The sequence below is a fragment of the Streptomyces sp. NPDC037290 genome (assembly GCF_055603245.1).
The window spans coordinates 130,426-151,592 of sequence record NZ_JBVJVZ010000008.1; the positions used below are offsets into that span (position 1 = coordinate 130,426).

Annotated in this window: 25 protein-coding genes and 1 pseudogene; 12 read left to right on the plus strand and 14 right to left on the minus strand. The window is 72.1% G+C overall.

The features are described from left to right. Window positions 1–8 precede the first annotated feature (8 nt). From ACZ7HQ_RS26820 to ACZ7HQ_RS26845, 6 genes are all read right to left on the minus strand, one after another. Window positions 9–1,097, minus strand: coding sequence for an NADH-quinone oxidoreductase subunit B family protein (locus tag ACZ7HQ_RS26820; RefSeq protein WP_470994761.1), 1,089 nt, complete (start codon window positions 1,095–1,097; stop codon window positions 9–11). A 99-nt stretch (window positions 1,098–1,196) separates the two neighbouring features. Continuing rightward, on the minus strand, window positions 1,197–2,708 hold the full coding sequence (locus ACZ7HQ_RS26825) for a hypothetical protein (protein WP_470995308.1): 1,512 nt from the start codon (window positions 2,706–2,708) through the stop codon (window positions 1,197–1,199). Between the two features lie 512 nt (window positions 2,709–3,220). Continuing rightward, window positions 3,221–3,379, minus strand: a complete 159-nt coding sequence (locus ACZ7HQ_RS26830) for a hypothetical protein (RefSeq protein ID WP_470994764.1) — start codon at window positions 3,377–3,379, stop codon at window positions 3,221–3,223. 160 nt (window positions 3,380–3,539) lie between these two features. Next, complete coding sequence (locus tag ACZ7HQ_RS26835; RefSeq protein ID WP_470994767.1) at window positions 3,540–4,166, minus strand: PP2C family protein-serine/threonine phosphatase; 627 nt, start codon at window positions 4,164–4,166, stop codon at window positions 3,540–3,542. Next, window positions 4,069–4,719 (minus strand): hypothetical protein, encoded by a 651-nt coding sequence (locus ACZ7HQ_RS26840; RefSeq protein ID WP_470994770.1) that lies wholly within the window; start codon window positions 4,717–4,719, stop codon window positions 4,069–4,071. The genes ACZ7HQ_RS26835 and ACZ7HQ_RS26840 overlap by 98 nt, the downstream gene beginning before the upstream one ends. Then, the gene (locus ACZ7HQ_RS26845; protein ID WP_470994773.1) at window positions 4,716–5,816 is read right to left on the minus strand and encodes an aromatic acid exporter family protein; all 1,101 of its coding nucleotides are present in this window, start codon (window positions 5,814–5,816) and stop codon (window positions 4,716–4,718) included. Before ACZ7HQ_RS26845 ends, ACZ7HQ_RS26840 begins: the two co-directional genes overlap by 4 nt. A 362-nt stretch (window positions 5,817–6,178) precedes the next feature. On the opposite strand from ACZ7HQ_RS26845, the gene ACZ7HQ_RS26850 reads away from it, so the two are divergent. Next, window positions 6,179–6,685 (plus strand): NUDIX hydrolase, encoded by a 507-nt coding sequence (locus ACZ7HQ_RS26850; protein WP_470994776.1) that lies wholly within the window; start codon window positions 6,179–6,181, stop codon window positions 6,683–6,685. A gap of 85 nt (window positions 6,686–6,770) precedes the next feature. Beyond that, entirely contained in the window at window positions 6,771–7,547 is a 777-nt protein-coding gene (locus ACZ7HQ_RS26855) for a methyltransferase domain-containing protein (RefSeq protein ID WP_470994779.1), read from the plus strand. Here ACZ7HQ_RS26855 and ACZ7HQ_RS26860 read toward each other — a convergent pair. Together ACZ7HQ_RS26860 and ACZ7HQ_RS26865 are read right to left on the minus strand one after the other, a co-directional pair. Beyond that, the gene (locus ACZ7HQ_RS26860; RefSeq protein WP_470994782.1) at window positions 7,523–7,717 is read right to left on the minus strand and encodes a hypothetical protein; all 195 of its coding nucleotides are present in this window, start codon (window positions 7,715–7,717) and stop codon (window positions 7,523–7,525) included. The two genes, ACZ7HQ_RS26855 and ACZ7HQ_RS26860, sit on opposite strands and share 25 nt — an antisense overlap. A gap of 11 nt (window positions 7,718–7,728) precedes the next feature. After that, the gene (locus ACZ7HQ_RS26865) at window positions 7,729–8,754 is read right to left on the minus strand and encodes a hypothetical protein (RefSeq protein ID WP_470994785.1); all 1,026 of its coding nucleotides are present in this window, start codon (window positions 8,752–8,754) and stop codon (window positions 7,729–7,731) included. Window positions 8,755–8,835: 81 nt separating this feature from the next. Here ACZ7HQ_RS26865 and ACZ7HQ_RS26870 point away from each other — a divergent pair, with 81 nt between their 5' ends. From ACZ7HQ_RS26870 to ACZ7HQ_RS26880, 3 genes are read left to right on the plus strand one after another with little or no spacing between them, the layout of a single operon-like run. Beyond that, window positions 8,836–9,147, plus strand: coding sequence for a PadR family transcriptional regulator (locus ACZ7HQ_RS26870; protein ID WP_470994788.1), 312 nt, complete (start codon window positions 8,836–8,838; stop codon window positions 9,145–9,147). Then, a complete protein-coding gene (locus ACZ7HQ_RS26875) occupies window positions 9,144–9,908 on the plus strand; it encodes a hypothetical protein (RefSeq protein ID WP_470994790.1) in 765 nt (254 codons plus the stop codon). Before ACZ7HQ_RS26870 ends, ACZ7HQ_RS26875 begins: the two co-directional genes overlap by 4 nt. Before the next feature lie 22 nt (window positions 9,909–9,930). After that, window positions 9,931–10,320 (plus strand): glycosyltransferase, encoded by a 390-nt coding sequence (locus ACZ7HQ_RS26880; protein ID WP_470994793.1) that lies wholly within the window; start codon window positions 9,931–9,933, stop codon window positions 10,318–10,320. A gap of 344 nt (window positions 10,321–10,664) precedes the next feature. Here ACZ7HQ_RS26880 and ACZ7HQ_RS26885 read toward each other — a convergent pair whose 3' ends face one another. Then, window positions 10,665–11,078: an SRPBCC family protein gene (locus ACZ7HQ_RS26885; protein ID WP_470994796.1), complete on the minus strand. Its 414-nt coding sequence runs from the start codon at window positions 11,076–11,078 to the stop codon at window positions 10,665–10,667. A gap of 247 nt (window positions 11,079–11,325) precedes the next feature. On the opposite strand from ACZ7HQ_RS26885, the gene ACZ7HQ_RS26890 reads away from it, so the two are divergent. Then, window positions 11,326–13,131 (plus strand): alkaline phosphatase family protein, encoded by a 1,806-nt coding sequence (locus tag ACZ7HQ_RS26890; protein WP_470994799.1) that lies wholly within the window; start codon window positions 11,326–11,328, stop codon window positions 13,129–13,131. A 326-nt stretch (window positions 13,132–13,457) separates the two neighbouring features. Further along, window positions 13,458–13,814 (plus strand): annotated as a pseudogene (locus ACZ7HQ_RS26895) (nitrilase-related carbon-nitrogen hydrolase); the annotation flags it as partial. Between the two features lie 49 nt (window positions 13,815–13,863). On the opposite strand, the gene ACZ7HQ_RS26900 reads toward ACZ7HQ_RS26895, so the two are convergent. Then, window positions 13,864–13,989, minus strand: a complete 126-nt coding sequence (locus ACZ7HQ_RS26900) for a hypothetical protein (RefSeq protein WP_470995340.1) — start codon at window positions 13,987–13,989, stop codon at window positions 13,864–13,866. 63 nt (window positions 13,990–14,052) lie between these two features. Between ACZ7HQ_RS26900 and ACZ7HQ_RS26905 the strand changes: the two genes are divergently transcribed. After that, window positions 14,053–14,181, plus strand: coding sequence for a hypothetical protein (locus tag ACZ7HQ_RS26905; RefSeq protein WP_470995343.1), 129 nt, complete (start codon window positions 14,053–14,055; stop codon window positions 14,179–14,181). Between the two features lie 12 nt (window positions 14,182–14,193). On the opposite strand, the gene ACZ7HQ_RS26910 is transcribed toward ACZ7HQ_RS26905, so the two are convergent. Next, window positions 14,194–15,006, minus strand: a complete 813-nt coding sequence (locus tag ACZ7HQ_RS26910; RefSeq protein WP_470994801.1) for a serine hydrolase — start codon at window positions 15,004–15,006, stop codon at window positions 14,194–14,196. Window positions 15,007–15,209: 203 nt separating this feature from the next. On the opposite strand from ACZ7HQ_RS26910, the gene ACZ7HQ_RS26915 reads away from it, so the two are divergent. Continuing rightward, window positions 15,210–16,250 carry a permease gene (locus ACZ7HQ_RS26915; RefSeq protein WP_470994804.1) on the plus strand — a complete coding sequence of 347 codons (1,041 nt, stop codon included), beginning with the start codon at window positions 15,210–15,212 and terminating at the stop codon, window positions 16,248–16,250. Beyond that, the gene (locus ACZ7HQ_RS26920; protein ID WP_470994807.1) at window positions 16,247–17,005 is read left to right on the plus strand and encodes a TIGR03943 family putative permease subunit; all 759 of its coding nucleotides are present in this window, start codon (window positions 16,247–16,249) and stop codon (window positions 17,003–17,005) included. Before ACZ7HQ_RS26915 ends, ACZ7HQ_RS26920 begins: the two co-directional genes overlap by 4 nt. Here ACZ7HQ_RS26920 and ACZ7HQ_RS26925 read toward each other — a convergent pair. Beyond that, a complete protein-coding gene (locus tag ACZ7HQ_RS26925) occupies window positions 17,002–17,502 on the minus strand; it encodes a pyridoxamine 5'-phosphate oxidase family protein (RefSeq protein WP_470994810.1) in 501 nt (166 codons plus the stop codon). The two genes, ACZ7HQ_RS26920 and ACZ7HQ_RS26925, sit on opposite strands and share 4 nt — an antisense overlap. A gap of 419 nt (window positions 17,503–17,921) precedes the next feature. On the opposite strand from ACZ7HQ_RS26925, the gene ACZ7HQ_RS26930 reads away from it, so the two are divergent. Then, window positions 17,922–18,524 (plus strand): Rv1733c family protein, encoded by a 603-nt coding sequence (locus ACZ7HQ_RS26930; RefSeq protein ID WP_470994813.1) that lies wholly within the window; start codon window positions 17,922–17,924, stop codon window positions 18,522–18,524. A 486-nt stretch (window positions 18,525–19,010) separates the two neighbouring features. On the opposite strand, the gene ACZ7HQ_RS26935 is transcribed toward ACZ7HQ_RS26930, so the two are convergent. Beyond that, complete coding sequence (locus ACZ7HQ_RS26935) at window positions 19,011–19,382, minus strand: STAS domain-containing protein (RefSeq protein WP_470994815.1); 372 nt, start codon at window positions 19,380–19,382, stop codon at window positions 19,011–19,013. A gap of 210 nt (window positions 19,383–19,592) precedes the next feature. Here ACZ7HQ_RS26935 and ACZ7HQ_RS26940 point away from each other — a divergent pair, with 210 nt between their 5' ends. Continuing rightward, window positions 19,593–20,861, plus strand: coding sequence for an LPXTG cell wall anchor domain-containing protein (locus tag ACZ7HQ_RS26940; RefSeq protein ID WP_470994818.1), 1,269 nt, complete (start codon window positions 19,593–19,595; stop codon window positions 20,859–20,861). Window positions 20,862–20,921: 60 nt separating this feature from the next. On the opposite strand, the gene ACZ7HQ_RS26945 is transcribed toward ACZ7HQ_RS26940, so the two are convergent. Further along, a complete protein-coding gene (locus ACZ7HQ_RS26945) occupies window positions 20,922–21,146 on the minus strand; it encodes a hypothetical protein (protein ID WP_470994821.1) in 225 nt (74 codons plus the stop codon). Between the last annotated feature and the right edge of the window lie 21 nt (window positions 21,147–21,167).

The following is a 21,167-nucleotide window of genomic DNA, read 5'->3' on the forward strand; positions in this document are numbered from 1 at the left end:
GGGGCGCTTCAGGCGCGCCAGTGCGGGTCGTAACCGCTGGTCAGCTTGCGCTTGTTGTGGCGCCACTTGGGCTCGTGGTTCACCACGTCGTTCGTCAGACCGCGCAGCCGGCGCACGACGGCTCCGTACGGCTTGACGAGCAGGGTCGACAGCGTGCCGCCCGGGGGCTCGTCCATGAACGGCATGAAGGCGTCGGGGAAGCTGGGCATCGTGCAGCCGATGCAGATGCCGCCGACGTTCGGGCAGCCGCCGATGCCGGCCATCCAGCCGCGCTTGGGCACGTTGCAGTTGACGACCGGGCCCCAGCAGCCGACCTTCACCTGGCACTTGGGGGAGTTGTAGTCCCGGGCGAAGTCGGCCTGTTCGTAGTACGCGGCCCGGTCGCAGCCCTCGTGGACGGTCTTCCCGAAGAGCCACTGCGGTCGCAGCATGTGGTCCAGCGGCGGCGGGGGCGCGGCACCGGCCGCGTGCTGGAGCACCCAGACGAGGGTCTCCATGAAGTTCTCCGGCTGGATGGGACAGCCGGGCACGTTGACGACCGGCAGCCCCGAGCGCGCCTTGAACTCCCAGCCCAGATAGTCCGCGAGGCCCATGCAGCCGGTCGGGTTGCCCGCCATGGCGTGGATCCCGCCGAAGGTGGCGCAGGTTCCGGCGGCCACCACCGCCCAGGCTCTGGGCGCGAGTTGGTCGATCCACCAGTTCAGGGTCTGTGGCTCACCGGTGTCCGGGTCGTTGCCGAACGACGTCCAGTAGCCGTCCCCCTCGATGATGTTCTGGTTGGGGATCGAACCCTCGATCACGAGGATGAACGGCTCCAGCTCGCCGCGGGCCGCGGCCCGGTACGGGGCCAGGAAGTCCTCACCGCCCAGGCTGGGCGAGAGCACCTTGTTGACGAGGTTCACCTTGGGCAGGCCCGGGATGAGACCGAGCACCACGTCCTCGATGGACGGCTGGCCCGCGGCGGTCAGCGACACGGTGTCGCCGTCGCAGCTCATGCCCTCCGAGATCCAGAGGATGGTGATCTCGTCGAAGCCCTGTCGCGCCTCGGCCAGGCCGGGCTCGCCGCGGACTTCGGTGGTACCGCTCTGTGTGCTCATGTCTGCAACCTCCGTCGCAGCCGGTCTCGGAGTGGGTCATGGGCTGCCGCGTCGCCGCGGAACAGCCGCTCGGTCCCACGCTGGTCGTGGGCCGGCATCTCAGGGGCGTCCATCGGACCGTCGTTCCTCCGGCCGGTCGGCCGGACGCTGGGGCCGCGGGTCGCGCGGCCCGGGGGATCCCACCGGGCCCGCCGGTCCCGGCGGGCCCGTGTGGCCGAGCGGTTCGACCTCGTCGGGCCGGAAGTAGTGGAAACGGCCGTACCAGCCGTGCAGGTCGGCGGCCGGATCGTCGTCGACCGTCACCGCAAGGTGGACGCTGCCGTCCACGTCGTGGAAGAGCGCGGCGACCCGCGCCGTCCGCCCGTCCAGGAACATGTCCTGCGCGTCGGCACCCCGACCGCGCGGGCGCAGCCGCACCCGGCTGCCGCCGCCGACGGCCACCCCGTCCACGAGCACCGTGTCGGTCGCCGGGGACAGGCCGTCATCGCCGCCCTCCTGCCACCAGGCGGGCCGTTCGGCGGGCGCCGGCACCGGTGTCAGGGAACGGATCGCGCCGTGCAACCGCTCGAAGACCTCCTGGGGCATGGTGTCGACCCGGTCGAGGATCCGCGCGGCCCGTGGATCGGTGGCCCGGGCCTCGGCCTTCTCCTCGTCGGTCAGCAGCATCGTGCGCAGCGTGAGGATCTCGTCGATCTCCGCCGCGTCGTGCAGATCGCCGGGACTCTCCGGCGCCACCTGGGGGTGGTCGGGGAGGATGATCGGGGCGGAGAGCATGACACCGGCGGTCCCCGTCCGCGCGGGCGGGCCGCCGAGAACGGGAAACGTGAACGCGTTCCGGCACTCCCGTGCCTGTTCGGCGAGACTCTCGGGCGGATCGATCAGGGACACGAACTCCACGCCGTCACCTCCCACGAGCGTGTGCGTGGCGATCAGCGCCCGCCGCAGCGCCTCGTGGCGAGGGGCGTGCGGGTCCCGAGCCCGGCCCGGAGCCTCGCCGGTGTTCTCGGTGCGCACCCGCAGCCGGTACAGCTGTGGCCCGAGCGGTTCGGCCACGACCGTCGTCTCCGCCCGCACCTCCTGGCGCCGCCGTACCGTCCGCCCGGAACCGTCCGGCAGTGGCTCGGACCGGGTGCCGGCGGCCGCGCCCACCGGGGCGGTACCACCGCCGCTCAGCAGCTGCGCCAGCGGCAGCACCAGCTCCACCTCGCGGGGCACCGCCTCCTCGAAGGAGAGATGCGCGGCGCCGTCGGCCGTCCGCAACGACTCGACCGGGCGGTACCGTCCGCCCCCTGCGGCCGCCTCGACCTGCTTGTCCTGCATCTGCAGATACCGCACCCGGACCCGTACGACCGCGTCGGCGCCCGGCGCCCGCAGCAGGCACTCGGTCTGCTGGTACCACGAGTCCGCGGAACCGGAGAGCCCCGGTCTGACCGGCCCGTCCCGCTCCACCCATGGTCTCGGCAGCAGCACGCCGAACTGCCAGCGGACCCGGTTCTTCGGTGAGGACCGGCGGTAGGGGTAGAGCAGGTAACCCTCGTAGAGCACGGCGTCGGCGACGGCCCCGACCTGCTCGAAGGCGCCGCCCGGCACGCCGATTCCGTCGCTGTCCATCCGGGCGGCGAGCGCCGCGCCGTCCTCGCCGGTTACGACCGACATGCAGCCTCCTCACCACCGGTTCGCTCGCACATGCCTTCCACCACGGTCACACCCGTCACGGTTCCTCGCCCCTCCGGCGCATCGCCGTTGCGCCGACCAGGGGACGGCGGCCCTTCGACCGACACGGCCGGGAACAAGGCGCAGGACCTCGTCGCGCGGTGCCGACCGCTGGGGCGGGGGTCAGGGGGGTCGGGCTCACCCCGCTGACCGGGCGGTGAACCACGCCGACTGCGAGCAGGAGTGCCTCCACCCGCGGCGCGACGTTCCGACGGTGAGTCAACTGAGCCTGAGGGGTGACTGATCGGAAAGGATCGCGATGCCACCGAGCCGGTGTTATCGCCGTGAAAAGACGAGGCTGTGTCGTCGTCCGCCACGTGAGGCTTTCAGGGACGACGAATGGACTCGGGTGAGCGGGCCACTGACAGAAGACGGTCCCGCCAGGTTGGGATCACGTGCCGCCAGGCGTATCAGTGCTGCGGGAAACCGTGCACAAGCAGCACCGGCGGGGCGTCGGCCGGGCCCGCCTCGGCGTAGTGCAGACGCAGTCCGCGTACCTCGGCGTAGGAGTGGCGGACTCCCGGCAGTTCGGGCATCAGTCGTTCGGACGGGCTGAGCCGGGGCGACATGGGAGCTCCTTGGGACGTCGGGACGAACGCCTCGTAGGGAAAGAGGTCCGAAGCGGGCGTCGTACTCCCTGCCACCGCCGGACATCGCCCGTGACGTACGTCACCTGGCTCGTCCGGACCGGTATGGCGAGCGCATCCGATCCAGCGGCGTGCCGGGTGCTCACGGCAGGCGTTCCAGGGCGACCAGGGCCGCGTCGTCATCGAGGTCGCCGTGCACGTGGTGCAGCAGGTCGCGGCGCAGAGCGGTCACCATCGCCTCCAGCGGCCTGCCGGCGTGCGCGTGCACCTGGGCGGCGAGGTCGTGGAAGCGGCCACTGCGGTCGCGGCCCTCGATGAACCCGTCGGTGTACAGGACCAGGCGGTCGCCTGCACCGAACGGCACGCTCTGGGCGACTGGTTCGGTCTCCAGCAGATCGCCCAGACCGAGCGGCTCGCCGGGCTGTGCGGGCTCGAACGGTCTCACTTCGCCCCCGTGGAGGACGTAGGGCTCGGGGTGGCCGCAGTGCACGATGCGGGCCACGGGCTCGCCGGGCGGGAACTCCACCAGGAGCGCCGTCGCGAACCGCTCCGTGAACAGGGCACCTGTACCCTGGCGTTCGGGTCCGCCCGCGTCCGGTGCGCCGTCCAGCGCGGCGATGTGCCGGCGGGCCCGTTCGTCCAGTTGCTCCGCCACCCTCGTCAACGACGGCTCACGGTAGGCCAGTTCGCGAAACGCCCCGAGCAGGGTCGCCGACGCGCCCACAGCCTCCAGTCCCTTCCCGCGTACGTCGCCGATCACGATCCGCATGCCGTACGGCGTGCGGCGCCTCGTAGAAGTCGCCGCCGATCCGCGCCTCCGACTCGGCCGGCAGATACACGCCGCTCAGGGCGAGCGAGCCGATCCGATGGGGGAGGGGGTGCATCAGGGCGCGCTGCGCGGTCTCGGCGACGGAGCGCACCTGACGCAGCTGGCGCTCCCGGCGCTGCCGCAGTGAGCAGGCGGCCAGCGAGGCCAGTCCGACCACGAACAGGCTGCCCAGGGTGACGTCGGAGTCCGGGTGTCCGCAGCTGCCGGCGTCCCACTGCAGCAGCCCCGTGATCACGAGTACGGCGCAGGCGAGCACCGCCGTCGCGGACCACGGGAGCAGGGCGGCGGCGAGCACCGGGACGGCGGCCATCACCGGTGCGACGTGCAGCCAGTCCGGGGTGAGCAGGTCGGTGAGGGCGACGACCACCATGAGCAGCACGGGAGCCGGCGCCAGCAGTGCGCGGGTGCCGGGGCGGCGTGCCGGCTTCCGCTGCCCGGGTGCGGCGGTCTGCTCGGCGGTGGACGGATCCCGAAGGTCGGTGTGAGAGGTCATCGTCGCGGTGAGGGCCGTAGCGGATCGAGGAGCCGGTGGGATCGGGCGGGTGGCGTGGGCGCGGGCGCCGACAGACAGGTCAGTGCGGACTCCAGGGGGCGCAGCAGACGCTGGTCCGGGGCCGCCGTGCCCGGCGGATGGCAGTCGGGGGCGCCGAGCCGGGCGAGGGCCTGCCGAGCGGCGGGCAGAGCGGGGTGCGGCCGGCCGCCGCGGCAGGAGTAGGCGCACAGGGCGGTCGTCCGCAGGAGTCGGGCGTACGGCTGAGCGAAGAGGGAGCCGGCGCGTGAAGACGCGGCCGCGTCGGGGTGGGCGTCGAGCAGCCGGCCCGTCGCGGTCACCTGCCCGGCCACGTCGGTCAGCGTGCGCAGCACCCGGTGGTCCAGGTGCCAGCGGCGGCGCCGGGCGGTCGGCCGGACGTTCCAGCGCATGCTCTCGTGCGCCTCGTCCACGGCGGTGCGGGCCCGGGTCAGTGCCGTGCCGAGGTCGTCCTCCCAGGCGGGGCCGAGGGCGTTGCGCGGCCGCTCGTGCCGTACGACCGCGTCGGCCAGGCCGTCGAGGTGCCGGGCGACCAGCAGCCGCAGGTCCTCCAGCGCCCGCTCGGCGGACCGTACGCGCACGGCCGGGAACAGCAGCGCGCTGCACGCCAGCCCGAAGGCGATGCCGACCACGATCTCCGCGAGGTGGGCCGTCAGCTCACCGGGGTGGCGGCCGCGGACCAGGGCGAAGGTGATCAGGGCGGTCGTCGGGACGTGCAGGCCGTGGTGACCGAGGAATCCGTGCCGGGCCATCAGCACCGACGCGAAGACGACGAGCGCCAGGCCCGCCATGCCGGGCTCGGCGTACAGCGCGCCGGGCACGGCGACGAGCACGCCGAGCAGGCAGCCCGCCGCGTAGCGGGTGGCGGCGGAGACCGTGGCGACCACCGTCGTCTCGACGATGAGCAGAGCCGCGACGGCACCCGCGTAGGGATCGGAGACGTGCAGCAGCACCGTGGAGGTCTGCCAGGTCAGACCGGCCGCCACGGTGGCGCGCGCGGCCTCGGCGCCGCCGGCCCGTGCGATCCGCGCCATGAGAGCGGGCACCCGTGCGCTGTGCATGCCCCGTCCGTCCTTCCCGTAGCCGGTCCGACAAGACCGCCCAGGGTAATCGGACAAATAGGGCATCTGGCAAATAAGGAATATGTAGGGATGGTCATGGTCGGCCTTATGCGTGACCTGTTCAATCCTCAACGAGCAGGCGGCTGTTCGAGCCCTGTCAGGCCGGCGCCCGGTGCCCTGTCCCGCCGCTGCCGGCCTTGGGGAACATCGGCACAGCGGTTGACGCCAAGCCGTTGATCTCGGCCCCGAGCCGGCTCACCGCTCGAGTAGAGGGTGCCGCCGTCCATGATCCCGCCTTCATGTCTCCGCGGGAGGATCAAGTGCTTCTCCTGCCGATGTGATCCGTGGAAGCATCGGGGTTCATGACGCTGACGCAGCGGTGGACTTCCCGTGTGCTCCTGGTGGACGGCGACGATCGTCTGCTCCTGCTGTGCGGCCGTGATCCGCGCAGCCCAGGGGCACGATGGTGGTTCACCGTCGGTGGTGCTGTCGAGGACGGCGAGAACTATCCTCAGGCTGCCGTGCGTGAAGTCTGGGAGGAGACGGCGCTGTCTCTTCCCGTTGGGCGCTTGAGCCCCGTTGTCTGGACCCGGCAGGCGATCTTCAGCGTCGACGGCCGTGTCTTCGACCAGTACGAGGAATACCGCCTTGCCCGCGTCACGGCCGATGAGGTCCGCCGTATGAACGTCCGGACGGAGGAGGCTCGTTACGGGCATCGTTGGTGGTCGGCAGCGGAACTCGCCACCACTGCGGAGACCGTCCGGCCGAAGAGGATGGCTCCTCTCCTGCCCGATGCCCTGTCGGCCATGGGCCTTGATCAAGCCCCTGTGCATTTGGGCAATTTCAACGAAGACACTGATCCGGAGTAGCGCATCGGTACGACTTGAGCGGCCGAGCCATATTCTGTCGCGACACAACCCATAGGACGGACTGGGTAGTTGGTTGACTGGACCCATGACACCATCTGCGTTCGAGACGGCCACGCCCGATCCCGTCAGCTATCTCGACCGGCTCGCCACGAGCGATCTCGGCCGCTCCTACAAGCGGCGGATGCTCGACGAACTCGACCTGCGTGCCGGACACAGGGTGCTCGACCTCGGCTGCGGCCCGGGTACGGACCTTCAGGCGCTCGCCCGGGCAGTCACCTCGACCGGCGCTGTCATCGGCTTCGACCACGACCAGAACATGGTCGACGCCGCGCGGACACGCACCGCCGGTCAGGCCATGGTGGACGTCCGGCACGCAGACATCCACGACCTGCCGATTCCCGACTACACCGCCGACCGCGCCCGAACCGACCGGGTCCTGCAGCACGTCACAGATCCCCTGACAGCGCTCGGTGAGATCCGCCGGGTCCTACGGCCGGGCGGGCGGCTCGTCATGGGCGAGCCCGACTGGGAAACCCTGGCCGTCGACCATCCGGACAGCAACCTGACGCGTGCCTACACCCGCCATGTGGCCGAACGGGTGGTCCGCAACGAGGGGATCGGCAGGCAGCTGGCGCGGCTGGCTGCCGAGAGCGGTTTCACGGTGCCCACGGTCATCCCCGTCACACCGCTCTTCCGGGATGTCCAGGCCGCGGACAAGATCCTCGGCCTGGAACGCACCACTCGGCGCGCCGTCGAAGCCGGCTACTTCAGCGACCAGACGGTGGAAGCCTGGCTGAGCCATCTCGCGCGGGGCCCCTTCTTCGCTGCGGTGACGTTCTACATCGTCGTGGCCGAGGCGTAGTCGCGCGTCGCATTGGCCGTGGGCGGCTCGGCAGTCTCCACCGTCTCGCCGACCGCGGCAGGGAGCGGCGGCCTGAGCCCGCTGACGGCCTGTCTGCGTCCGTACCGTTTGGACAGCTCGCGGGCGTAGATCGTCGGTGTTGCCTGTTCCTGCGCTGTGATCGGTTCCATCGTCACGCCTTTCACCGGTGCGTATCCGGTTGTCGAAGGTGGGTGGCGCCCGCGCCGAAGCGGCGGCGCAAGCCGTCTGGGTCATACGGCAAGCACGCGAGCAGGAGAGCGGCCGTGACCAGGGACGTGGTCAGACCTGCGCCGAGTGTGAGGGCGGCCATGGCCGGTACGGACGTCAGCGAGCCCGTCCCGAACATCGGCCACAGTGCGTCCCGGAACGCCGTCGCGACACTGATCGCGACGCACCCGGCGACGGCCGATGCCTCGGCGATACGGCGGGGCCGGGTGCGCCGCGGCCGGGCGATGAAGCCCGCGACCGCGTTGCTGATCACGCAGAACGCGAGGTGGGAGGTCGCTACGACGACGAGAAACCAGGCGATCAGCAGCGGATCCCTCCAGCGTTCGCCGATGGCCTGCGCACTGGTGATGGCCCCCGCGGCCAGCGTGCTCAGCGTGACGAACACCGTCGTCGCGCGACGCCGCACCCAGACCGCCGCGTCAGGACCGACCCGGCGCCGCAGCACGGGAATCCGTCGGCAGAGGAAGACGGCGTCACCGAGCCAGTCGGTCCGCGGGCCGCGGACCGAACGGCGCCGACGGCGACATCGCCCGAGCGACACTGCTGCCACCCCGGTCAGCAAGGAGTTGACGACCAGCCCGCCGACCAGCGCCGATGGCCATGTCCCCGAGTGCGAGGCAGGTGCCCCGGCGATGACTGCGGCCCACTCGGACACCACCGTGAGCCCGACCAGCGTGACCATCGCCCCCGCCGCACGCACCGTCTGCTGCACCCGGTCCGCGCCTCCCGGTGCCCGCCACACGAGCAGCCGTAACGCGATCACCAAGGCGAGCACCGGCACCGCGAACTGAGCCAGGGACACCACCACGTCGTACGGGTCGTCCTGCCACGGGCTGGCCGCCCTGACCGTCTTGTCCTGAGTCTCCAGCACCGTCAACGCCTCGAACACACCGGCCCCGCTGAGGCTCGTCCAGACCACTGCCGGGTAGGCCCGGCCGTTCTCCTCCACACGTTCCATGGGCCGCCATAGTACGCGTGTCGTACTACGTGACAAGTAGTATCGCGGCTCGTAGCATGTGGGCCGGAGACAAGGAGGCCCATGCACAGCAACGACGCCCAGATGCTCGTGCTCACCGTCCTCGCGGACGGCCCGCTGCACGGATACGCCATCAACACCGCGATCGAAGAACTCACCGGCCGCAAACTCGGCCCCGGCAGCCTCTACGGAGCACTGTCCCGGCTGGAGGCGCGCGAGCTGATCCAGCCTGCGGACCAGGCGGCGAAAGCCCAGGAACGCCACCGCACCATGCAGATCACCGACGCGGGCCGCGACCAACTGCGCGCCGAACTCCAGCAGATGGCCCGCATCTCCGCCGCCGGCCTGCGCGCACTCGGGATCACCCCGGCATGAACGCGGCCACCCTCCTGACCCGGCTCTACCCGCCGCCCGTGCGCGACCGCTGGGGCGAGGACATCCGTCACGAGGTGTCCGCATCGGGAATCCGTTCCTGGCCCGACACCCTCGCGGGGGCGGCGCGGCTGTGGCTGCACCCCGGCGACTGGCCCGAGACGTTCACCGGCCAGACCCGCCGCGTCCTGACCGTCGCCCTGTTCGCGCTCGCGGCAGTCACCGGACTGCTGCTGCGCTCGGCCGAACCCTCCACCACCCTCACGGCCGACATCCACCACCCCGCCACCAGCCTGTGGATCGCCCCGCTCCTGCTCGGCATCGTCCTCGCAGCGCCGCTTCCCCGGCCGAGCGGCGCAGCACTCCGCATCCTGACGGCCTCGGCGGTCCGCACCCTGACCGCCCCGGCCGCCGCAGTAGCGGCCCTGTGCCTGACGGCCTGGAGCGGCACGGCCGAACACCTCACGGGCTTCGCCGACGCCGCCGTGGTCCTCTTCTACTGGCTCACGCTCGGATTCGCCGCACTCCGCCTGTGTATCTTCGTCACCCACGTCACCCGGACCGCCGCCCTTGCGACCACGCGCCGACTGTCCGCAGCCCTTCTGCACATCGGGACGGGGCTGGCCCTTGCAGCGAGCCAGAGCCTCCTCGCCAGCGTCCGGACCGCTCCTCGCCCCGGCTCCCTCGTCGAGACTTTGCTGCTGGGCCTCCTGGCCGTCACGGCCATCAGCGCCGGCCACGATCTACGACAGAAGAGGGTGTAGGCCTCTGACCCAGGAGTTGCCGATGGCCGCCGTATCCCCGAAGGTCGTTGTCGTCGTACCGACCTGCAACGGGCGGGACAACCTGCCCGTCCTGCTCGCGGACCTGCCGGTGCCGAACCTGCACCTGCTCGTGGTCGACGACAACTCACCCGACGGCACGGGCGAGGTCGCCGACAAACTCGCCGCCGAGTCACCGGCCACCGTCGGCGTGCTGCACCGCACCGCCAAAGACGGACTGGGCCGTGCCTGCCTCGCCGGAATGACCCGTGCGCTGGACGAGGGCGCCGACGTCGTGATCCAGATGGACGCCGATCTGCGGGCCGCCGAGGCCAAGGGCAGCAAGGGCGGCCGCCGCCCTGCCGTCCCGACCGCGAAGACCGACACCGTCCGCACCGCATTCATGGACGACTGATCCATCGCCGCCCTGGTCCGCGAGCACGACGTCAGCCGCTGCGCCATCCGCACGGCCATCGCCGGTCTCATGTCCGAGCACACCGCCGCCGACCGTGAGGACGCCCCGGCCCAGGAACTGCCAGTCACCCTCGGCATGCCCGGCAAGGTCGCCGACTTCCTCCGGTCCGCCGAGCTGGACGATGTCGAGCGGGCCGCGCTGGACCAGGGCGTGACCGTACGGCGCGGCCAGGGCTACACCCTGCGCGTCACCATGATCACTGGCTTGGCGTCAACCGCTGCACCAATGTTCCCCGAGGCCCGCTGCCCCCAAGCGCCGGCCCGGTCACCGCCGGGTGCGGCACCTCAGCCGGCCGGGTTGTCGACGCGTATGCGCACCTGTTCCTCCAGGCGCCGCAGACTGCCGTCGAGCGCGTCGTACACCGCCTGCTCGCCGGGGTCGTGGCCCTCGTCGAAGAACGACAGGTGCACCGTCACCTCGCTGGCCCCGCTGCCGATCCCGGCCACCTGCAGCCATCCGGCGTAGCTGCCCTGCTCCCGGGTGCCCCACTCCAGCCGCATCTGGTCGGGCTGGGAGCGCAGCAGCGCGGGCGTGTCCTCGCCGGAGGCGTCCTCGTGCACGGTCACGGCGGGCGGGTCCTCGGCGGCCACGTGCAGGGCGTCCGGGAGCCACGCGTCGAGCTGGCCGAGGTTGGCCGCCTGGTCGAAGACCTGCTCGGGCTGTGCGGGCATCGTGCGGGAACGTTCGTACTCGCCCATGGTGCTACCGCCCCTCCGCTCGGAAGTGGTACCCCCACCGCGTGCCCCTTCCGCGGCAACCGAAAAGCACGCCGCGTCCGGAACGGCGACCGAGCCCCGTCCGCCGCGAACTTGTCTGGTCAAGTTTGGTCGCGGTTCTTCCGCTCGACAGCGACGTCCCGTACTCATGTCCCGTTCGTTGCGCACAGTCAGGCCGTGAGGTCATCACCCTTCACGGCATCCTCACCCACAGGACGAGGTACCACGTATGCGACTGCGCTGGAGATCCCTCGGCGGGCTCCTGGCCCTCCTCGGCGCGCTGATCGTCGTCGCTCCCGCTCCCGCCCACGCGGCCGGGAGCAGCGGCAACCTGATCGTCAACGGCGATGCGGAGAGCGGTGGTTACTGCACCCAAGACTGGGCGGCGGCCACCACGGTGCCCGGCTGGACCACCCAGGCCGGCGGTCCGGACGTCATGTGTCACAGCGTCGCTTCCTTCGGGCTGCCGAGCGACGGCGGGACACCGGGCAAGGCGTTCTTCGGGCCCGGAAACTTCGGCGACGGCTCCATGAGCCAGACCGTCGACGTCTCCTCGGCCGCGTCGGCCATCGACGGCGGCGGCGTGCACTACAACCTGTCCGGCTGGCTCGGCGGCTGGACCACCCACAGCGGCTTCGTTGCCGTGAGCCTGCACTTCCACGACGGCAGCGGCCGCCCGGTCGGCGCCACCGCCAAGCTGCCCACCGTGTCCGCGAGCGACCGGGGCCTGGCCACCAAGTTCCTCTCGCGCAGCGCCACCGGGGCCGTCCCCGGCGGGACCCGGTCCATCCAGGTCGAGGTGCAGTTCCTGTCGACCGGCAGCGAGACGGGCTACCTCGACAACCTGTCCCTCACCCTGGACACGCCCGTCACCGCACCGGCCCCCCTCGCCCCGCCCGTCTCCAAAGTCCCCGGCTACGACCATGTGTTCATGGTCATGATGGAGAACACGGACTACTCCGAGGTCATGAACGACCCGGCCGACACGCCGTACATGCACAGCCTCATGACCCAGGGCGCCACGCTCACGGACTTCCACGGCGTCTACCACCCGAGTGACGAGAACTACCTGGCCGTCGCCGGCGGCGACACCTACGCCAAGGGCGCCACCTACTTCCCGAACATCAACTCGCCCCAGCGCAACCTCGGCGACACCCTGGAGTCCGCCGGCAAGACCTGGAAGGCCTATGAGCAGGGCATGGGCACACCCTGCAACACCAAGAACAACAACGACAGTTACTACGAGCCCGACGACGCGCCCTTCATCAACTACACCGACATCAGCGGTGACGCGGCCCGTTGCGCTGCCCACCTGTTCGACACCACGCAGCTGACCACCGACCTCGGGTCCGCGGCCACCACCCCCAACTTCTCCTGGATCGCCGCCGACGACTACTACGACGGAGAGGCCTCCGGCAACGGCAACGCCACCAGCCTGAAGACGCAGGACGGCTGGCTGAAGCAGACCCTCGCCCCGGTCCTCGCCTCCCCGGCCTGGACCCAGCAGCGCTCGCTGCTCGTCCTGACCTGGGACGAGAGCCAGAGCGAGGGCTACAACCACATCGTCACCACCCTCGTCGGCTCCCAGGCCACCGTCCCCGCCGGCACCAGCAGCCCCCTGCACTACGACCACTACGGCATCGGCCGCACCATCGAGGCGGCTCTCGGCCTGCCCGGCCTCACGGCCAACGACACCTACGCGACTCCGCTCAACGCCGCGTTCGCGCCTTCCACCGCAACGACGCCGACGCTCACCGGCGACCTGAACGCGGTCGCGAACGGGGGCAACGTCACCTTCCGCTACTCGGTGCCGTCGGCGGCCCAGGTGAGTGCCAAGAACTGGATCGGCGTCTATTCGGCGGGCGCCACCCCCGGCAAGCAGTCCTCGCTCACCTGGTCCTACGCCCCGAACGCCAGCGGCGCGGTGACCCTGTCCACCGGCAAACTGAGCGGCGCGGGGACGTACGACGTGTACTACCTGGCCAACGACGGCTACTCGGTCCTGGCCGGGCCGTTCTCCCTGACCGTCGGCTGACCGCCCCGAGGGAACCGGGCCCACGCGTGTGCGTGGGCCCGTTGGTCCTCCCGGTCACAGGCCGGGGTGGGTGGACAGTCCCATGTGGCGGGCGGTCTGCAGATGGGTGCGGCCGGCCGCGATGTGCCGGAGGGTCTCCCGCTCGCGAGGAGCCGGCGCGGGGGCGGGCCCGGCTCGCCTTCCTCCCGCCCCAGAGCACGACCGTACGGATCGCCGGCGTCAGCCCGTCCCGGACCGTGACCGAGCGGCTGCAGAGCACGCTCGCCCGGTTCGCCGGCGGTCCGGGCGGCGTCGCCGCGGCTCCCGCCACGGCGGTGCGGCCCGCGATGACCGCGGTCGAGAAGGACCTGCTGGCCGCGACCCGGCGCGAGGCCGCCGCCGGGGCCAAGATCGTGATCTGGCCCGAGGAGGCCGTCAGGGCCCAGGAGCAGCAGGAGCCCGCATCCGTAGCCGCCGCCCGGACACAGGCCCGCCGCTCGCGCGTGTACCTGGAGATCGGGGTGCGCGTGTACAGCACCACCGCGCCCGCCCACGGCCGGGACGAGGCGCTCCTGATCGACCCCCGCGGCACGGTGCTCTGGACCTACCAGAAGGCCCACCCCATCCCCGGTTCGGAGCGGTTCACGCCCGGCGACGGCCATGTCCCGGTCGTCCGCACTCCGTACGGCCGGCTCGCCAACGTGATCTGCCACGACGCCGACTTCCCGGCCCTGAGGCGCACCCGGGCCGACATCATGCTCGTGCCCGCCCAAGGAGTACGGCGGCGCGCACACCGGCAAGGCGGTCCTGGCCGCCGTCGAGGGCGGCTACTCCCTGGTCCGCCAGGACGCCGAGGGCGTCTCGGCGGCGTACGACCACGAGGGCCGCGTCCTCGCCACCGGCGACTACTTCACGACCGGCCGCCAGACCATGGTCGCCTACGTGCCCGTGCGAGGCGTCACCACGCTCTACGACCGCGTCGGCGACACCTTCGCCTGGCTCTGTCTGGCCGCTCCGGCGGCGCTCACCGTCACCGCCCTCGTCCGCTCCCGCCGCCCGGTGGACCGGTGACGACGGGCGGGCTCACGCGACGGCCTGGCGGGCGGTCCTCTCGACCAGGGAGATCCCGTCGCTCATCGAGGCGCTGCCGTTCGACAGGACCGCGACGAGGTAGCGGTGCCCCTTCACGGTCACCTGGCCGACGCTGTTGACGTCCCAGAGCCCGGAGGTGTTGCGCTGCAGCCAGCCGTTCTTCAGCGCCCGCGGGGCGCCGGAGCCGCCGGCGGCGGAGACCCCCCAGGTCTGCTCGGGGACGACGTGAGCCATGAGGGTGCGGATGTAGGTCCGGGACTCCGTGCTCAGCCCGCCGGAGCCGGACTTCGCGGGCGCAGCGCCGTCGAACACCGCCCTGAGCAGCCGTATCTGGTCGCTGGCGGTCGTTCGCGTCAGTCCCCACTTGACGCCGGGACCGCCCGCGGTCGAGGTCAGCCCCAGCCGCTTGTTCGCGGCCGCCAGCCCGGGGGCCTGGCCGATCTGCCGCCAGAGCGCGTTGGCCGCCGCGTTGTCGCTGCGCTCGATCATCGGCTCGGCGTGGTCGCGCTCCCCGGCGGTGAGCGGCCGTCCCGCGTCCTGGGCCCGGAGCAGCAGCGCCGCGAGGATGTCGACCTTGACGATGCTGGCGGTGTCGTACGCACTGTCCGTCCCGTGGACCTGGGGGGTACGCCCGGCCCCGTCCAGGTCCAGCACGGCGGCCGTGGCGTGCGGGGCCGTGACCGGCGCGGAGGCGGCCGCTGCAGGTACCGGGTGCAGGGCGCCGGCGGACAGAAGGGTCGCGACGGAGGCCAGGAGGAGGCCGGTCCGGGTGCGTGCGGCGGTGCGGGAGGGGCGAGACGACATGGCCCCGAACGTAAACAAAACGTGCACCGCGCGAAGTGGCAGCCGTCACCTTCCCGCCCCTGGCCGGCGAAGTGTGAGAAGAGCCACCGGCGCCACCAATGGGACGCATTGCGGCGCACGGGGCGGTCAAGCGACGGCGTGTACACGCGGCCGGACCGTGCGTCTCGCTTATCGTCGGCCAGACACCGACATCCGGAGTGATAATGGAAAAATCGGATGAATTGGTTGATGTGGTCGACGATGTGGCGGTCGTCCCCGTCGGCTCGCCGCCCCTGCGCCGCATCCGGCCGTGGCCCCTCGGCGCCGCCCTCGCGATCGCGGCCGGCGCCACGGCCGTGCTCCTCCTCGCCGGCGCCCCGTGGCTGAACCAGCCGGCCGTCCAGGCCTGGCGCACCGTCTGCCTGGCCATCACCGTCCAGGCGCTGCCCTTCCTCCTCCTCGGCACCGCCCTGTCCGGTGCCATCAACGCCTTCGTACCGGCCGGTCTCTTCACCAGGGTCCTGCCGAAGCACCCCGCCCTCGCCGTGCCGGTCGCCGGCGTCGCGGGCGCGGTACTGCCGGGGTGCGAGTGCGCCTCCGTCCCCGTCGCCCACAGCCTGATCCGACGCGGTGTCACCCCGGCCGCCGCCTTCGCCTTCCTGCTCTCCGCGCCCGCCATCAACCCCGTCGTGCTGACCGCCACCGCCGTCGCCTTCCCGGGCAACCCCGCGATGGTGGCAGCCCGGCTGCTCGCCTCCCTCGCCGCGGCGGCCGTGATGGGCTGGCTGTGGCTCTGGCTGGGCAAGGAGGAGTGGCTGCGACCCGTCCTGCGGCACCGGCACACCGGTCACGAGCACGGTCGCAGCCGCTGGCACGAGTTCCGGCTCGGATTCCAGCACGACTTCCTGAACGCCGGCGGCTTCCTCGTCCTCGGCGCCATGGCCGCCGCCACCTTCAACGTCGCCGTGCCGCGCTCCGTCCTCGACGCCTTCTCCGGGTCACCCTGGCTCTCGGTGCTCTTCCTGGCCGGGCTCGCCGTGCTGCTGGCGGTCTGCTCGGAGGCCGACGCGTTCGTCGCCGCCTCCCTCACCGGGTTCTCCCCGACCGCGCGGCTCGCGTTCCTGGTGGTCGGGCCCATGGTCGACCTGAAGCTGATCGCCCTTCAGGCGGGCACCTTCGGGCGGTCCTTCGCCTGGCGGTTCTCCACGGCCACCACCGTCGTGGCGGTCGCCGCGAGCGTCCTGATCGGAGGTGCGCTGCTGTGAAACGCCCTGCCCAGGCCCTGCTCCTGACGCTGACCGGCGCCGGCCTGCTGCACACCGCCCTGTTCACCGACATCTACCTGCGGTACGTCAAGGCCGGTCTGCGCCCCGTGCTGATCGCCTCCGGGGTCGTGCTGCTGCTGCTCGGCCTGGCCGCGGCGGCGGTCCGGGACGGACCCGGGCCCACCGCCCATGCCGGCCACGAGCCTGAACACGGCCATGACCCTGAACAGGGCCACGACCACGCCTGCACCCCGCGCATCGCCTGGCTGCTGTTCCTCCCGGCCATCAGCCTGCTCTTCTACGCGCCTCCCGCCCTCGGGGCGTACACCGCGGCCCGCTCGAACACCAAGCCCGTCGCGGCGCAGAAGGGGTTCACGCCGCTTCCCGCGACCTCACCGCTGCCCCTGACCCTCACCGACTTCACCAAACGCGTCCAGCAGGACCGCACCCGGGCCATCAGGAACCGGATCGTCCAGCTCACGGGCTTCGTCACCCCCGCCGAGGACGACAACGGCTTCTACCTGACCCGGATCATCTTCACGTGCTGCGCGGCGGACTCACAGACCGTCAAGGTCCGCGTGTACGGCACCCAGGCGCCGCCCGCGAACACCTGGCTCACGGTGACCGGCACCTGGCACCCCCGAGGCGCGCTCGGTACGAAGACCGCGCAGCCCGCCCTCGACGTCAAGGACACCCGCCCCATCGCCCAGCCGGTGAACGCCTACACCGACGACCTGCCGCTCACGCCGTCCTAACGACCCCCATCCAGGCGCCGGACGCCGCTCAGGGCCCCGGAGCCCTGGGCCGGCACCGCGGTGGCCGCCGGGTCGGTGAGCAGGACGCCCGTGACCAGGCAGGGCCGGATGCGCACGGCGTGGTCCGTGCCTTCCTGCGGCGCCGGAGCGAGCAGTGTCCGGATCCGGGCCAGGTCCACCGGATCCGTGACGAGCCGGGCGTAGCCCGTGACCACCACGCTCCAGCCCAGTTGCGTGTCCGGGTCGAGCGCGTCGGCCTCGTAGGCGACCACCACGCCCTGGCCGCCGCCCTGCCGTGCGTGCGCGGTCAGTGCCGCGCCCTCATGGGTGCGGATGACGATGTCGCCGTCGTCCAGGACATGGTTGACCGGGCGGACCGTGGGCAGCGCCTGCCGGGTGAAGACGATTCTGCCCAGGCGCACGCTGCTCAGCAGCCGCAGGGCCTCGACGGGGTCGAGGTCGGTGCGCCGGTGCGCCGGGCCGTCGTCACGGATCATGGCTCGCTTCTTCACGGGTGGGTGACGGTCGCCCCGCCTGCTCCGGAAGGCCGCGCCCCGGAGCAGGCGGCATGCTGGAGGGGGACGGAGCGGCACCGCGGGGTTCCGGCGCCGCTCTGACCCCACTGTCCTGCGCTTCCTTCCCCGCGCCCAGTGCCCTTCGGTCCCCGGCCGCGGGGCCGGACGTCCCGGCCCCGCGGCCGGCAGGGAGGGGGGCTGGGCCCGTTCGGTGCGCCCTTCCACGGCACCGACACCGCCGGTATCCCGATTGAGGTGCACGATGGTGGGGTGGCACTCCACGCTCGGGTCCGGGAGACCTCCCCGGTCCCGCTCGCCACCGGTCCGGACGGAACCCGCCCCGGGGCGGTGGACGCGGAGTGTGCGGCGAAGCCGCCGGTGCGCGAGAGGAGGCGGTGACGATGAACCGGACACCTCCCACGACGGTCGCCCGGGTACGGCTGTGGCGCTGGCGACGCAATCCGCTCAGGCGGCACAGCGACGTCGTCGAGGCCTGGATCGTCCTGGCGACCTGGGTGCTCGCCGTGCTCGGCGGGGCCGTCGCCGGACTCGCGGCGGTACAGACCGCCGACGCGGCGTTCTCCGCCCGGCAGGCCCAGGTGCACGCCGTGTCGGCCGTGCTCGTCGACGGCGCGGCGGGGGCTCAGACCTCCGGGAGCGGTTACGACGACGGGCGGGTGTGGGTCGCGGTGCGCTGGACGGACGAGCACGGGCGAGTGCACACCGACCAGACGAAGGTCCGGCCCGGCGCCCCCGCCGGATCCCCGGTCACGGTGTGGACCAACCGCGCGGGCCGCGTGGTCTCGGCACCCGTCACCGGCGCCGCTGCGGACCTGCAGGCGGCTCTCACCGGTGCCCTCGTCGCCCCGACGGCCGGCGCGGCGGTCTGGGGCGCGGGATGGCTGGTCCGCAGCCGCCTGATCCGGCGGCGCATGGCCGAGTGGGACGAGGAGTGGAAGCAGATCGGGCCGCGCTGGGGGAACCTCAGCGGTGGACGAGGCTGACAGGCACCCACGGGTCGTCACCGGCCGCGGGTACGGCGCGTTCACGCCTCTCCACCCCCGCTGTGCTGCACGGGCCCGGCGGGAACGGCTCGGACACGGTCCTTGATCGCCCCTGTGCCGCACGGGTCGCGGCGGCCGGCGGGGACGTGCGGGCACGGTCCTTCGTGACTCCTGTGCCGCGTGAGCCGCAGTGGCGAGGGGAGGCGGTGGCACGGGGATCCGCAAAACGTGGGTCCCGTCCGCGGCCGTTCGCCGGTGCAGGGGAGGGGCGGCACCGCAGGGCGGGAAGGGCCACCCGCTTCTCGCGGATCCGGATTGCGCGGTGCGCGGTTCCCGACCGCTTCTCCGCGTCTGTTCTCGGTCCTTCCCGCCACTACCAGCACACCACGGAATCCGCCGCCCCACCAGGCCCGGCGGCCGCCCCGACGACTCCTGCGCGGACCCCGGACCGGGCCGCCGCGGGGGCACGCCCTCGGCCAGGCGTCCTCACCCGGCCACGGCCGCGCTCACAGTGGGGTGGCAGTCGACGAGGTCGGTGAGGCCGACGATCTCCAGGGTGCGCAGCACGGATGTGCGCACGCCTGCCAGCCGCAGCCAGCCGTCCGGGCCGTGGGCCTGGTGGGCGGCGATGAGGACGTTGATGCCGCTGGAGTCCATGAACGCGACGCCCGTGAAGTCCGCGACGGTGCGAGCCGTCGTCGGGGGGTCCTCGGGCATCAGCGCCCGGCGGAGCAGACCGGAGGTGTGGTAGTCGATCTCGCCGGACACCGTGACCACGGTGACGCCGTCCACGGTGGTACGGCTGATGGCCAGCCGGTCGAGTCCTGCCGGCTCGTTGGTGTCTGCGGTGTCTGCCACGCGTCCCTCGTCCTCGTTCGACGATCTCTGACCTGAGGTTGCCTCACCGTGGCGGCTGCCCCGGATACGGCCGAGGATGCACGTCCTCACCGGCAACCTCCGGGTCCCTTCACATGTCCGTACAACCTCCGGGCCTCGCAGGGAGTCCAGTACATGATCAGCCGGCCGACAGGCCGGGACACGCCCTGCGCCTCAGAGGAGAGACCCATCGTGCGCTCAGCCCTCCGTCCCGCGGCGACCTGTGTGGCCGCCGCAGCGATCGGCATCGGCGTTCCCGTGCTCGCCGCACCCGTGGCGCACGCCGAGGACCCCGCCCCCGACCTGGTGGTCTCGACGCTGCCGATCGCCACTCCCAAGCCGGGCCAGGTGTACGACCAGTCCGTCACCATCACCAACAAGGGCACGCTGGCCGCCGACGGCGTGACCTTCCGGATCCGGCTGACCCGGGGCCTGGACTTTCCGGCGCCCCTCGCCGGCTGCACGTACTCGACCGCCGCCGACCAGGTCAGACAGGCGCTGTGCGAGCTGGACGAGGTCGTGGAGCCCGGAGCGAGCATCACCACGCCCGTGCGGTTCAAGGCGCTGCCCAAGGCACTGATGGAGGCCGTCGAGTACGGCACGAGCCCCACGGGCGCGGCACCGGGCGAGGGCTTCGACGACAGCTACCGGCGGCTGGCCCTGACCGCCGCCAGCACGGCCGACCTCGAGGCGCAGGGAGACCTGACCGAGGGGGCGCCCGGCAGCCGGGTGACCGTCACCGCGACGCTGCGCAACGACGGCCCCGGCTGGATCCGCGAACAGGAGAGCGACGACCAGCCCGCCCTGATGGTCCGGATCCCCAAGGGCACCGTGGCCGTGCAGGTTCCCGAGGAGTGCGAGCCGTTCGGCACCGACGGCCCGACCGGCCCGTCGGAGCCGGGCCACTCGACGTACGTGTGCGCGCCCGGCGACCACACCATCGAGGTCGACCAGTATCTCGACTACCCCTTCGTCCTCGAGATCGGCAAGACGGCCCAGGACACGAGGGGCAAGGTGTCGGTCGGTTCGGTGTACGGCACCCATCCCGCCTTCGACACGAACGCGGCGAACGACACGGCCTACCTGAACGTCGACGTGACCCGTGACGGCGATCCGGGCACGAGCACGTCCGGCGGCACCGCGAACGGCGGGGACCCCGGCGACGGCGGTACGGGTACGGGTACGGGCGGTACGGGTTCGGGTGGCCGGGGCAACGACCCGCACGGCCAGTCGACCGGCGGCACGACAGGGACGTCCGGCACCGCCGGTACCTCGGGCACGTCGGGCAGCTCCGGTTCCACCTCGGGCGTGTCCGGGACGGACGGTTCGGCCGGTACCGGGGGCAGCCTCGCCGCCACGGGCAGCGACGGCATGCCGCTGCTGGCCGCGGGCGCGGTGGCCGCGGCGGCGGTCGGCGGGCTGGCACTGGTGGCCGTGCGCCGCCGATCCGCCGGGAAGTGAACCGGGCTCCCGCTCAGGTCTCCCACGACACGACCGTTCACGCCTGTCCGGTACGCCCCCTCAGCCCAGGACGACGAGGAGCACCAGCAGTACGGTGGCGCCGGCGGTCGTACCGTGGTCGACGACGGCCGTGAGCGGGAAATGCCGTTCGGCAGCACGAGCCACAGCGGCAGCCGCGTCACGCCGGGCGTGCGCTGCCGCAGTCCACCGTGCCGGACCCGCACCGTCGAGAGGTAGCCGCAGTGCGGCGGTCAGCAGCCACGCGCACAGAACGAAGGCACTCATACGCCCCGCACCCCCCTGTCC